The 12,320-nt window shown below is 73.3% G+C and carries 12 protein-coding genes and 1 pseudogene; 9 read left to right on the forward strand and 4 right to left on the reverse strand.

Going from position 1 to position 12,320, the window contains the following annotated elements; translation table 11 throughout:
- Nucleotides 1–239: 239 nt before the first annotated feature.
- Nucleotides 240–1,466, reverse strand: coding sequence for a helix-turn-helix domain-containing protein (locus tag DEH69_RS29275; RefSeq protein ID WP_113690017.1), 1,227 nt, complete (start codon nucleotides 1,464–1,466; stop codon nucleotides 240–242).
- A gap of 730 nt (nucleotides 1,467–2,196) precedes the next feature.
- On the opposite strand from DEH69_RS29275, the pseudogene DEH69_RS33225 reads away from it, so the two are divergent.
- Nucleotides 2,197–2,397: pseudogene (locus tag DEH69_RS33225) on the forward strand (maleylpyruvate isomerase); the annotation flags it as partial.
- Nucleotides 2,398–2,418: 21 nt separating this feature from the next.
- Here the strand turns inward: DEH69_RS33225 and DEH69_RS29285 are convergent.
- Nucleotides 2,419–3,069, reverse strand: coding sequence for a class I SAM-dependent methyltransferase (locus DEH69_RS29285; RefSeq protein WP_113690018.1), 651 nt, complete (start codon nucleotides 3,067–3,069; stop codon nucleotides 2,419–2,421).
- 207 nt (nucleotides 3,070–3,276) lie between these two features.
- Here DEH69_RS29285 and DEH69_RS29290 point away from each other — a divergent pair, with 207 nt between their 5' ends.
- Genes DEH69_RS29290 through DEH69_RS29300 form a run of 3 tightly spaced genes read left to right on the forward strand, consistent with a single transcriptional unit; the run spans nucleotide 3,277 to nucleotide 6,585 of the window.
- Nucleotides 3,277–3,546 carry a hypothetical protein gene (locus DEH69_RS29290; RefSeq protein ID WP_113690019.1) on the forward strand — a complete coding sequence of 90 codons (270 nt, stop codon included), beginning with the start codon at nucleotides 3,277–3,279 and terminating at the stop codon, nucleotides 3,544–3,546.
- Nucleotides 3,539–4,174: a DUF6879 family protein gene (locus DEH69_RS29295; protein ID WP_113690020.1), complete on the forward strand. Its 636-nt coding sequence runs from the start codon at nucleotides 3,539–3,541 to the stop codon at nucleotides 4,172–4,174. The genes DEH69_RS29290 and DEH69_RS29295 overlap by 8 nt, the downstream gene beginning before the upstream one ends.
- A complete protein-coding gene (locus DEH69_RS29300) occupies nucleotides 4,171–6,585 on the forward strand; it encodes a tetratricopeptide repeat protein (protein WP_309302914.1) in 2,415 nt (804 codons plus the stop codon). Before DEH69_RS29295 ends, DEH69_RS29300 begins: the two co-directional genes overlap by 4 nt.
- A gap of 29 nt (nucleotides 6,586–6,614) precedes the next feature.
- Here DEH69_RS29300 and DEH69_RS29305 read toward each other — a convergent pair whose 3' ends face one another.
- Nucleotides 6,615–7,064 (reverse strand): SgcJ/EcaC family oxidoreductase, encoded by a 450-nt coding sequence (locus DEH69_RS29305; RefSeq protein WP_113690021.1) that lies wholly within the window; start codon nucleotides 7,062–7,064, stop codon nucleotides 6,615–6,617.
- A 234-nt stretch (nucleotides 7,065–7,298) separates the two neighbouring features.
- Between DEH69_RS29305 and DEH69_RS29310 the strand changes: the two genes are divergently transcribed.
- The 5 genes from DEH69_RS29310 (at nucleotide 7,299) to DEH69_RS29330 (ending at nucleotide 11,609) form a co-directional block, all read left to right on the forward strand.
- A complete protein-coding gene (locus DEH69_RS29310; RefSeq protein WP_113690022.1) occupies nucleotides 7,299–7,532 on the forward strand; it encodes a hypothetical protein in 234 nt (77 codons plus the stop codon).
- On the forward strand, nucleotides 7,519–8,187 hold the full coding sequence (locus tag DEH69_RS29315; protein ID WP_113690023.1) for an RNA polymerase sigma factor: 669 nt from the start codon (nucleotides 7,519–7,521) through the stop codon (nucleotides 8,185–8,187). Before DEH69_RS29310 ends, DEH69_RS29315 begins: the two co-directional genes overlap by 14 nt.
- Complete coding sequence (locus tag DEH69_RS29320; protein WP_113690024.1) at nucleotides 8,184–8,765, forward strand: dihydrofolate reductase family protein; 582 nt, start codon at nucleotides 8,184–8,186, stop codon at nucleotides 8,763–8,765. The genes DEH69_RS29315 and DEH69_RS29320 overlap by 4 nt, the downstream gene beginning before the upstream one ends.
- A gap of 188 nt (nucleotides 8,766–8,953) precedes the next feature.
- Nucleotides 8,954–10,363 carry an acyltransferase gene (locus DEH69_RS29325; protein ID WP_258535044.1) on the forward strand — a complete coding sequence of 470 codons (1,410 nt, stop codon included), beginning with the start codon at nucleotides 8,954–8,956 and terminating at the stop codon, nucleotides 10,361–10,363.
- 304 nt (nucleotides 10,364–10,667) lie between these two features.
- Nucleotides 10,668–11,609: a dihydrodipicolinate synthase family protein gene (locus DEH69_RS29330; RefSeq protein WP_113690025.1), complete on the forward strand. Its 942-nt coding sequence runs from the start codon at nucleotides 10,668–10,670 to the stop codon at nucleotides 11,607–11,609.
- Nucleotides 11,610–11,633: 24 nt separating this feature from the next.
- Here DEH69_RS29330 and DEH69_RS29335 read toward each other — a convergent pair whose 3' ends face one another.
- The gene (locus tag DEH69_RS29335; RefSeq protein ID WP_113690026.1) at nucleotides 11,634–12,308 is read right to left on the reverse strand and encodes a UdgX family uracil-DNA binding protein; all 675 of its coding nucleotides are present in this window, start codon (nucleotides 12,306–12,308) and stop codon (nucleotides 11,634–11,636) included.
- Nucleotides 12,309–12,320: the final 12 nt, after the last annotated feature.

Raw genomic sequence — 12,320 nt, forward strand, 5'->3', positions numbered from 1 at the left:
CAGATCAAGCGGCGTCGCCGGGGGGCATTCCCGCCCCACGATCACCGTGACCGGCTCATCGTCGCTCAACGGCGGCGGCGCGGGAGGCAGATGCTCGGGCGCCTGGCTGCGCGTCTTCATGGGGTACTCCTTGGGGGAGGAAGTACCCCAGAAACTACGGGGGGTGACACCCCTGCTACAGGGGTGCGGCGTATTCCTTCGTCACCGCAGGGTGCCCTAAGGAATACGCTATGTATCCCCTACGCCGCAGCGAAGAACTGCGCCAGACGCCGCTGCCGCTGCGTCAGACGCTTCCGCTTCCGCAGCAGATCAGCGAACACCTCCGACGCCATCTGCTGATGCCGCAGCCAGTCCGGAGACTCCTCATGCAGCGCATCCAGGATGTCCTCTGCGTCGCCGTCCTGACGCAGCGCCACGTGCGCGCGCGCGACGTCCAGTAGATGCCGGTGCCGCGTGTTCGACGTGGACGCCTCGGCCGCCTGGATGCGCTCGGCCATCCCCAACACCCTGTCGGGACGGTCCGCGATCATGTGGTTCTCAATCGCCTGATATGCGGCGCTTAGGTGGTTGAACGCGCCGGACTTGTACGAGGCACCCCCGGTTCGCTGGCCCAGTGCCGAACCCGCCGCCCGCGCCACCTGGAGGATCTCCCGCGCCTCAGACGGCCTGTTGTTCCGCGCCGCCGCACCAGACGCTCTCACCAACAGCCGCCCCCACACCGCCAGCTCATCCCTGCTCGCCCGGGACAGCCGCGGCTCGATCGCCTCCGCCGTCGCCAGTGCCACCCCTTCCGCCTCATCCAGCCGCGCCTCACGCACCAGCGCCCAGCCCTGGAGATCAACGGCCGCAGCCTCAGCGAGCACGTCCCCGGCCGACGCCGAGTCACGCACCGCGTCCCGCAACGCCATCTGAGCCAGGTCGTACACCCTGATCTGCGTCAACAACCTGCCCGCCTGTTGGAGCGCATCCGAGCGCAGCCGCAACGCGTCCACATGCTGCGGGCCCCCGTCGAAGTGGGCGACGGCGGTGTGTGCGGAACGGATCAGTGGCGGCAGTAGGCGGGAGGTGGTGACGTAGTCGTCGCGGTGGTACGCCTCATCCAAGGCTCGTGCAGTCGCGCGCAGTTGATCCAGGTCGGGCTCGATCTCCACGGTTTCCACGTGGAGGTGCCCGCCGGGACCGAGCGGTGGAGCGACCGCCTGCCGCATTGGGAGGAGATCGATCCGGTCATCGTCGGCGTGATCGCGGCGAGACGGCTGGTCTCCCGGCTCGAACAGCTGGCTCGTGCGGATACGCAGCCCGCGGGCGAGCGCATGGTACGTCTCGATCCGCGCGCTGCCGCCTTGCTCGATTTTTTTTACGGTCGGCAGGCTAAGGCCGGAACGCTCGGCCAGTTCCTCTTGGGTGAGGCCACGCAGGAGCCGGATCTCTCGCAGGCGGTCGCCGGGCACGGTAGAGTCGGGCATGTCGAACCCCGTCCTATCTGGTCAGCTAGTCACTGCCAGCATAGGGCGGGGATTTGCTGTGCGCGCAGCGACCGAGGGCACTCACCTCAGGCATGACGAAGCGCCCCCGCGCGAGGCCCGAAGGCTGCGTGCGGGGGCATGTTCAGCGGAGGAGAGGTGCCTCTTGCCCCGAGTGCGCAGGAAGGACCCTGGAGCCAATTCCGAGCTACCGGGATTGATCATGGGAAACCCTGTCAGCGCCCCATCGTTGACAGCGACCTTCCTACGATCGTTGACGTGGCTGGGGCGGGTGGCGTGCGGCGCGGCAGGGGCGGCAAGCTGCTGCACTTCCACGGGCGCCAGTCGTTCCACATGGGCTGCTTCACGGTGCTGTGGACGCCGCCACATATCCCAGCTGCCGGGGTTCATCGCGCCGCGCGCCAGGCGTTATGCGGAGACGCGGCGCTGATGCCGGGCAACAGGGTGGGTGCCCCACCCCGTTGGGCGGGGCACCCGTGTGCGCCGAGCTCCGCGTCGGGGCGGCTCGGTCACTCGTAGGTGAAGGGCAGGGAGTTGCCGGTGCCGCCCGGCGAGTGCACGGTGACGGGAACGCTCCCGGCTCCGGGCGGCGAGACGGCGAGACGGCGAGGACGATGGTGTCGGAGATGGCGGCGAAGCTGGCGGGCGCGGCGCCGAAGTGAACCTGGTCGGTGGAGGTGAGGGCCGTTCCGTTGATGATGACGCCGGTGCCGCCCTCGTCGCCACCCGCGACCAGGTGCTGACCCGTCGGGGACTTCCTCTCCGCGTATGCGCTGGAGTGGACCGTGCACCACCTCGACCTGATCGCGCGCCTGCCGTCGGCCGCCGAGCCAGGGACGCGCTGCTGATCGGCACGGGTCGGCGCGCGCCGATCGAGGAGGAGCGGGCGGCGTTGGGCGACCTGGCCGCGCGGTTCAGGCGCGCGGCCACGCCGCTAGCGGGCGCGCATCAACAGGTGGCCGCGGCGGAAGCGTTCGCCCTCGCCGGGCTCGCGCAGCATCCGGCCGACCTCCGCGAACCCGGCCTCGCGCGCCAGCCCGGCGAGGTCGTCGACCGGCCAGCGGTAGGCCGTGGTCACCCGGTGGTCAAACGCGGTCAACGGCCCGCCCTCCGCCTCGAAGAACGCCAGCAGGAGGCTGCCACCTGGGGCCAGCACCCGCCTGAACTCCGCGAGGTAGGAGGGGAGTTCCCGCGGCGGGGCGTGGATGACCGAGTACCAGGACACGATGCCGCCCAGCTCGCCGTCGGCCAGGTCGAGGGCGTCCATCGAGCCGACGTCGAAGCGCAGATCGGGGTACGCCTCGCGGGCGAGGCCGATCATCACCGGGGACAGGTCGACGCCGAAGACGTCGAGGCCGAGTCCGCGCAGGTGCGCCGTCACGGGCCCGGGGCCGCACCCCAGCTCGGCCACGCGCCCGCCACCAGCACCCCGCACGGACTCGGCGAACGCCCCAAGCACCGCGCGATCCAGCGGCAGCCGCTCCAGGTCGTCACGGGCGAGCCCGGCGTAGAGCACGGCCACGGCGTCATAGGCGTCGGCCGTCATGGAGAGATGAGAGCGGCGCGCGGACGGGAGTTCGGTCACGGGAGACGACCCTAGTGGTGCCCGGTGGGGTCGCCTCAGGGGCCACTCATCCAGGTGAGTTGCGTCAGCGGCGCGGCAGAGCCCGCATGCCTCTGGCATACCATGCGAGCCGCGTGGGGCACGCTTCACTCACCTCGTTGTCGCGCGGCGCCGCGCTCGTTAGCGTGGTGAGTGGCCAACCGGGCCAAATCGGATAGGGAGGCGGTCATGGACCGTGGGTGGGAAGCCGACCCCTCGGCCGCGTTCGCGCGGCGGCTGGGGAAGTCGGCCGAGGAGTCGGGAGATTCGAAGGACAGGAACGGCTGTCCCGACATCTGGGAGCTGGACAACGGGGATGTGGCGGTGATCGGTCGTGATCACACGGAGACGTACCACTCACGCCTCCCCTCGGGAGTGGCCGTCGCACCCGACGAACGCCTCGTGATCATTCCTGGCCGCATGCTGCGGCTGGCGAAGCCGGACATTCCCGATGCTTGATGTGCACGCCCTGCGCCTCGATCCGGCGCAGGGCACCCATCTCCCGCTGGACGCCTACACCAGCGACTTCGCGGAGCGCGAGAACGCCACGCGCGATCACGTCTCCTGGAAGTTCGAGCGCCGCCAGCACTTCGAGGAGCAGGGCGACCCCAGCCGCGACGCGCTGAGCCGGGGCCGCTGGGACGAGGCCCTGAGGCTTCTGGAGGGCGAGCGGGACCACTGGCTCGGCATCGCGCGGGAGGACGAGAAGCGTGGTACGCCGTTCCGCCGCGTGCGGGTGGTGGAGACGCCGCTGACGCCGTACATGCAGTGGGAGTTGCACGCCCTGCGGGTGCAGGCGGAGGCGGGTTTGGGGATCCGGGTCGTCGAGGCCGAGCGGATCCGCGGGTGGGAGGAGTCCGGGCCGCTGCCTGAAGTGGTCGTGCTCGGGGGGCGGGTGCTCTACGAGGTCCTGTACACCGAGGCGGGTGTGCTGGCAGGGGGCAGGCGTTTCACCGATCCCGGGCTCACCCGGGCCTGGGAACAGGCGATCGAGAGCCTTTACGCGTCCGGCGAGGACGTGCTCTCCTACGTGGGCCGGTATGTGGCGCGGCTGCCCTCGCCGTTCCCCGGGCAGGGCGTGGAGTGACGACCGGGGGAGGCGACCGGGACGGGGAGGTCCACGGCGGCACCAGGTCGGAGATGTCGGGCTCCTCCCGTGATGTGGTGCAGGCGGGGAGCGTGAGCGGCGGCGTCCACTTCCACGACCACGGAGGGCGCGAGCACGGGGGCCGCGAGCGGAACAGGCCAGCGCCGCGCCAACTCCTCCGCGACACCAGGGGCTTCGTCAACCGCGCGGACGAGCTTGAACAGCTGAACGCGGTGCTGCCGGGACGGGACGGCGAACCCCTCGTCGTCTCCATCTGTGTGATCGCGGGCACCGCGGGCGCGGGAAAGACCTCGCTGGCCCTGCACTGGGCCCACCGGATCAAGGAGCGTTTCCCCGACGGGCAACTCTACATCAACCTGCGCGGCTACGACCCCCAGGAGCCGGTGCCCGCGCAGGTGGCGCTGCGACGTTTTCTCTCCGCGCTCGGGATCCCCTCCGACGCCGTGCCGCACGACATCGACGACGCGGCGGCGCTCTACCGGTCCGTGGTCGCCGATCGCCGGATGCTCATCGTCCTGGACAATGCCTCATCGGTCGGCCAGGTGCGCCCACTGCTACCCGGCGGTGACCGATGCCTGACGATCGTGACGAGCCGCAACCGCCTTTCGGGCCTTGCCATAAGGGACGGGGCGCAGCGCCTCACCCTGGGAACGCTGGCCGAGGCGGAGGCCGTTGCGCTGCTCCGGGTCGTGACAGCGGGCTTCAGGCCGCAGGAGGGCGAGGAGAATCTAGTCGAACTCTCACGCCTGTGCGCGAGGTTGCCGCTGGCACTGCGGATCGCGGCCGAGAGGGCGGCGAGCCATCCGCACATGCGGCTCGAGGAGTTGATCGCCGATCTGCGCGACGAGTCGGCGCTCTGGGACGCCCTCAGTTCCGGGGACGAGGAGGAGGCCGAGGCCGTGCGGACCGTTTTCGCCTGGTCCTATCGGGCGCTGCCAGGCGAGGCGTCCCGTGTCTTCCGTCTCCTCGGTCTCCACCCGGGCCCCGACTTCGGGGCCGAGGCGATCTCGGCGCTGGTCGGCACACCGGTGCGCCGCACCCGGCAGCTGCTCGATGTGCTGGTCGGCGCGCACCTCGTGGAGCAGACCGGGCCCGACCGCTACGAGTTCCACGATCTGCTGCGCGTCTACGCGGCGGATCTGGTCCGCGAGGAGGAGAGCGGCGCCGCGCACGGCGAGGCCCTGCGTCGGCTGCTTGACTGGTATCTGCACACGGCGGACGCCGCGCAGGCGTGGGTGGAGCCGGAGGAGGACCGGGTGCCGTTGGAGCAACACGCCGACGCGGTACGGCCGTTGACCTTCGCCGACTATGACAGGGCCGTCGAGTGGTCGGAGCGCGAGCGGGCGGGCGTGCTGCCTGCCGTGCGGGCCGCCGAGGCCGCGGGCCTCGACGGCCACGCCTGGCGGCTGGCCCTCGTGTGGCGGTACGGGCAGCCGCCGTCCGCCCCGGCCGCCGAGTGGCTGCCCATCGGGACGATCGGCCTGCGCGCCGCGCGACGGGCCGGTGACCGCGCGGGAGTGGCCCGGCTGCTCGACGGTCTCGGCATCGTCCACCGGCGGCTCGACCGGCTGACGGAGAGCCGCGACCACCACAGGGGCGCGCGGGAGATCTGGCGGGAGCTCGGCGACCGCCGTGGCGAGGCGGTCTCGCTCAACGCCCTCGGCCTGCTGGAGCTGCGCGGCAGGCGGCTCGCGGCGGCCGAGGGCCTGTTCGGCCAGGCCATGGACGCCTTCGTGGAACGCGGCGACATCGCGTGGCAGGCCGTCGTCCTCGCCAACCGGGGCCGGGTCCGCCACGAGGCCGGGCTGCTCGACGCGGCGGCGGACGACGCCGGGAACGCCCTGGCCATCCACCGTGACCGCGGGGAGCGCGCGAGCGTGGGTGACGCGCTGTCGATCCTCAGCGCGGTGCACGTCGACCGCGGCGAGCCGGAGGCGGGGCTCGGCGCGGCCCGTGAGGCGCTGGACATCGCGCTCGAGCTGCGCGATCACACGCTCGAGGGCTACTGGCTCCTGGCGTTGGGGGCCGCGCAGCGGGCGAGCGGTGACCTCGGGGCGGCGCAGGAGTCCTATCAACGCTCGGCCGCCCTGCATCGCCGCCTCGGGGACCGCGGCCGTGAGGCGCGGGCGTGGCACGGGGCGGGGACGGTGTACGCGCGGCTCGGGCGGCACGGGGAGGCGGCGGCGTTCCACCGGCAAGCGGCGGCTGTTCACCGGGAGTTGGGGGACGCCTGGAGCGAAGCCGTCGCGCTGGACGGGCTTGCCGCCTCGCTCCAGGCCGAACGCCCCGAGGAGGCACGGCGGTTGCGGCGCGATGTGCTGCGCCTGGTCGCGGCGTTCGACGACCCGAGAGCGGTGGCGCTGCGGTCGCGCGTGGCGAGCGCGCTCTGACCCGGTGGCGGGGTGTGCTCGCGGCGTGCTCAGGTGGCCGGGCCGAAGACCGGGCGGGCCTCCCCTTCCGTCTCGTCGTCCGGCGCGGCCATGTTCTGGCAGGCGGCCAGGCGCCAGCGCCCGTCCTCCTTCGCCAGGACCCACAGGGGGGTGCCCACGTCCGTGCCCTCCGACGTCCGGTAGAGCTGGCGCAGCTTGACCGCGGCGACGTCGGGGCGGATGAACAGGACGTGTTCGAGCTCGAACGTGACCGACATGCCCCGCATCCCGCCGGGAAGCACCTGGCGCGTGAACGTGGCGATCGCGTCGCGGCCGAAGAGGCGCCGCCCGCCGCCCGTCGTCCAGATCGCGTCGGCGCGGAACAGTTCGATGAACGCGTCGGGCCGCTCGTTGTTCTGGGCGTGCTCGACCGTGGCGACGACCCGCAGGATCGCCTCGATCTCGGCCTCGCGTGTCCGTGTGTCGATGTCTGTGGTCATGGGGACCAGCCTGGAACTTCAAGGCGGCTTGAAGTCAAGGGCCTCCGGCGCCGCCCCCGATCCGCAGCACTCAACTCGCGGTCGACGACGAGCTGTTCCAGCGCGCCGCCGCGGGGCGCCTGGCCGGGATCACGGCGGAGCTGCTGGAGAAAGTCGCGGCGGCGGGTTCACGCTGAGGCGCCCCACGGTCTCTACTCCTCGAAGGACGTGCGGACTTCGAGAAGGGGGACGCTCATGGACCCGGCAACGGCCGCGCTTACCGTCGGCGCGGTCATCGTCGCCAAGGGATGCGCGCTGCTCGCGCTCCTGCTGCGGCTGCGCCACGAGAGGGCCCGCCGCCGCTACGTCGTCCGCATCGCCCAAGGGCTCGGGGACGGGCAGGAGTTGGAGCTGGACGACGACGCGCTGCGGCTGCGGATCACCCGTGCCGGGGCGGGAGGGGCGGCGTCGCGCGATGACCGAGCATGAACGGCCTGCCCAGGACACGGCGTTACGCGAGGCCCAACGCGCGGCGCTGGTCGAGGAGTTCTCCGCGTTCTACCGGGCGACGGCCCCGCGCCTCGTGGGGTTCCTGGTGAACCAGGGCGCGACGCTCCCCGTGGCGGCGGACGTTGCGCAGGAGACGCTGATCAAGGCGTACCAGCGCTGGTCCGACCTCGACAACCCGCGCGCCTGGGTGCACCGCGTGGCGTCACGGGCGCTGATCCGTCGGATCGCCGAGGTCCACGAGGAGCCGGTGGAGCGCGTTCCCGAGCCGACGCCGCTGCTCCCCCGCCCCGACGCGGCTGCCGAGTGGGAGACGCGCCACGACATCCTGCGGGCGCTAGCCCAACTCCCCTACCGGCAGCGGCAGGTGATGGCCTGGACGCTCAGCGGATACACGCCGACGGAGATCGCCAAGGAGCTGGGCATGACCCCGGAGGCGGTGCGGGCGAGCCTGTTGAAGGGCCGCCGCGCGGCGGACATCGCGCCAGGCGACGCGCTCGCGATGCTGCGCACGGCGGCCTGCCGCCCCGGCGTGCGCCCCGGAGACCGGCTGACGACCGTGCTGTTCGACGGGCTCGCCCGATCGCCGGACGGGGGCGATGAGTTCGGCGAACGCGCCGGGTCCGCCCTCGTATGAGCAACGTAGCGATCGACATCAGCATGTCCCTCGACGGTTTCGTGACCGCCTCGGGGGTGCGCCCCGACGAGCCGCTTGGGGACGGCGGGGAGCGGCTGCACACGTGGGCGTTCGGGGCGGACTCGCGCGACCGCGACGTCCTGGAGCGCGGGAGCGCGGGAACGGGCGCGGTGGTGGCGGGGCGGCGCACGTTCGACTATTCGCTCCCCTGGTGGGGCGCGGACGGTCCTTCGGGCGCCGCGCGCGTTCCGGTGTTCGTCGTCTCGCACTCCGTGCCGGAGCGGCTGCCCGACGGCGGCGTGTACACGTTTGTCACGGACGGGATCGAGGCCGCGGTGGAGCGGGCGCGGGGGGCGGCGGGCGGCGGGGACGTCTCGGTGATGGGCGGCGCGGACATCGTGCGCCAGGTGCTGGCCGGAGGGCTGGCGGACGAGGTGTCGATCCACCTGGTGCCGGTGGTGTTCGGCGGCGGGACGCGGCTGTTCGGGCCGCTCGACGGCGGGCATGTGCACCTGGAGCCGGTGGAGTCGGTGACCACGCCCGCCGCCACGCATGTGCGGTACCGGATCGTCGGCTGAGCGGCGCGGCGGGGTGGGCTGGGCTGGGGTGGGCGAGCGGCTGCTCGCGGCGCTGCCGCGGACGCCGGTGGTCGCGGCTGGCGAGGGCGGGACACGGGCGCTGCCACCGTCCAACGGCGCGCGGGTCGTTGGACGGTGGCCGGGCTCGCGCCGCCGAAGGACCACCGCAACGGGCGCCCGGGCCCGACGTGTCTTCCATCCGGATCACCCGCACCGGGCGGGCGGCGCGCCCCGCTCCCGCGCCACGCGCCGCCCCCGACGCTGAACGGGTGGACAACGCCCCCGAACACCGCATGCCGCCCCGCCCCCCGACGCGCGGCCCCGGCCGCAACCGCTACGCGGACCTGCTGCGCGTGTGCGCGATCGCGGCGGTGGTGGTCGGGCACTGGCTGCTGACCGACATCACCTACCACGACGGGCACCTGGGCGGCAGGAACTCCGTCGAGTACGTGGGCTGGGGCCGCTGGGTGACGCTGGTGCTCCAGGTGCTGCCGGTGTTCTTCACCGTGGGCGGCTATGTCAACGCCGTCTCCTGGACGTCGCACCACGCGCGCGGAACGCCGTGGCACGTGTGGGTCGCGGCGCGGGCGATGGCGCTGCTGTGGCCCGTCGCGGTCTATGTGGTGGTCGCGGCGCTTGGCGTCACGGTCGCGCTGATCGCGGGGGCGCCCGCGCGCGAACTGGACCGGGCGGGCTGGTTTGTCGCGCTGCACCTGTGGTTCCTGCCGGTCTATCTGACGCTGATCCTGCTGACGCCGCTGTTCCTGGCCGCGCACCGCAGATGGGGGCTCGCCGTGCCCGCGGTGATGGCGGCGCTCGTCGGGGCCATCGACCTGGCGCGGGTGGGCGGCGGCGTCCCGGTGATCGGCGACGCCAACTACCTGCTGGTGTGGGGGGCGATGCACCAGTGGGGGTTCTCGTGGCTCGACGGGCGGCTGACGCGGCCCCGTTGGCTGCCCGCCGCGCTGGCCGCGGTCAGCGCCGTGCTGCTGACGCTGCTGCTGTGGCCCGGGCCCTTCCCCGTGGACATGATCGGCGCGGGGCTGCGCGTCAACAACACAGCGCCGCCGTCCATCGCGCTGCTGGCGTTCGCGGCGACGCAGGTCGGACTGCTGCTGACGGCCGAGCCCCGGGTGGCGCCCCGGCTCGAACGGCCCGCGAGGCTACGGCGGTTGGCACGTGTCAACGGCGCGGTGCTGACCGTGTACCTGTGGCACATGGTCCCGGTGGTCCTGATCGCCCTGACGCTCTATCCCACGGGCGTGGCGCCCCAGCCCGACATCGGCTCGGGCCCCTGGGTGGCCCTGCGCGTGGCGTGGGTCGCGGTGCTCGCCCTGGTGCTCGCGCCGCTGGTGCTTGGCGTGATGTGGGCCGAACGTCCCCTGCGGAGGCTGCCGTTGGGCGCGAACGTGGCGGGGCGCCGGGCCCCGGTCCCGCTGGTCGCCGGGATCGGCGCGACGGCGGCGGGCCTGGCGAAGATCGCCCTCGATGGGTTCGCGCCCGGGGGGCGGATCGCGATCCTCGGACTCGCGCTGTTCGCGGTGGGGGTGGGCCTGACGTTTCTCTCGGGGGTGCGGCGGCTCGGGGGCGGCGGCTAGGGGCGGGGACGAACGCCAGGTGCGCCACCGTGCGGCCGTCCCCGCCGTGGCCGAGGAGCCAGTGCGCCACGTCGGGGCCACCGAGGCGCGCGCCACGCGGGCCGCGCCACGAACTCGGGCCGGTGGGCCGCGATCCGCGCCAGATGCCGCGCCATCAACTCGCGCGCCCACTCGTGCCGAACACCCTCCACCACGGCCCCCCTCCTTCGTCACTCGTCAGCGGACGCCGCAGCGGTCCACGGCGCCCCCTCCCGACATACCATGTCCGACGTTGCGGCCGAGGAATCCCTCCCGGGAGACGACGATGCGGGCACTGACATCTCGCGGCCTGCGGGGGATCTGGTCCCCGCTGCTGCTGCCGGTCACCATGAGCGAGGCCATCGACTTCGATCGCCTCGACAGCACGTTGGAAACCGTGCTCGGCACGGGCGTCAACGGGGTGTATACCAATGGCACCGCGAGTGAGTTCCACACGCTCACCGAGGACGAGTACGACCGGCTGCACGAGCTGGTCGCGGAGCGGTGCTCGGCCGCGGGGATGCCGTTCCAGCTCGGTGCCAGCCACCCGAGCGGCCAGATCTCGCTCGGCCGCATCGCCCGCGCCGCCCGCCTGCGCCCCGGCGCCATCCAGGTCGTGCTGCCCGACTGGCTTCCGCTGCGCCCGCCCGAAGTGCTCGCCGCGCTCGACCGGATGGCCCAGGCCGCCGACGGGGTGCCGCTGGTGCTGTACAACCCCCCGTACGCCAAGACCCAGGTGGGCCCCGAGCTGCTGGCCCGCATCGCCGACGCGCTGCCCGCGGTGATCGGGCTCAAGGTGCCGGGGATCGCGGTGGCGAAGGGGCTGACCGAGCGGTTCGCGGTGTTCGTCGCCGGGCACACGCTCGCGAGCGCGCACCGCGAGGGCGCGGCGGGCTCCTACTCCAACGTCTCCTGCATGAGCCCCGCGGGCGCGGTCCGCTGGTACGAGCAGATGACCACCGACCCGGCGGCCGCGGCCGCACTGGAGGCGCGGCTTGGCGCGTTCCTCGACGAGCACATCGCGCCGCTCGCCGCCGCGGGCTACTGCGACCCGGCGCTCGACAAGACGCTGTGCGCGGTGGGCGACTGGTCGACGGTCGGCACGCGGGTGCGCTGGCCGCACCGGTCCGTGCCGGACGCGTCGATCCCCGCCCTGCGCGCGGCGGCCTGGCGCGCGGTGCCCGAGCTGCTCACGGCCCCCGCGGGCGGGCGCCTGCCCGGCGCGTGACCCGCGCCCCCGGGGCGCGGCGGCTCAGTCGTTCAACGCCTCGGCCGCCACCCGCGGATCGGCGACCAGCCCCGGGTACACCGCGTCGCGGTCCTCGCCCGCGCGCAGCACGGCCGAGGGGTGGACGGTCGCCACGAGCGCCGTTCCTTCCCGGCCCGGCAGGCCGCGCCGGTACCCGCGCTCGCGGGTCACGCGGAACGACGAGCCAAGCGGCGCCTTGCCCGCGCTCGCGCCCAGCGCCACCACCACATCGGGGTCCACCTCGCGCGGCTCCGCCTCAAGCCACGGGCCGCACGCCGTCAACTCCCGCAGGCTCGGCGGCCTGTGGATGCGCCGCCTGCCCCCGCCCGAGCGCGTGAACGTGAAGTGCTTGACCGCGTTGGTCACATACGTGTCGTCCGGGTCGATGCCCGCCTCGTCCATCGCCCGCGTCAGCAGCCGCCCCGCTGGCCCGACGAACGGCTCGCCGCGCCTGTCCTCCCGGTCGCCCGGCTCCTCGCCGACCAGCAGCACGCGGGCGGCCGCGTTCCCCGCCCTGAAGACGGTCCCCGTGGTGCCGCGGCACAGCGAGCCCCCCTCGCACCCGGCCGCCGCCCCGCGCGCCCGTTCGCCCGCCTGGACCCCGTCGTGGAAGCCGTCGCCGAGTCCGCCGTGGGATCCGCCATCGCCGCCGGGTACCCGGGAACGGCGCGCCGACACCCCCGGCGGTGG

The organism is Streptomyces sp. PT12, from assembly GCF_003311645.1.
Taxonomy (GTDB): Bacteria; Actinomycetota; Actinomycetes; order Streptomycetales; family Streptomycetaceae; genus Streptomyces.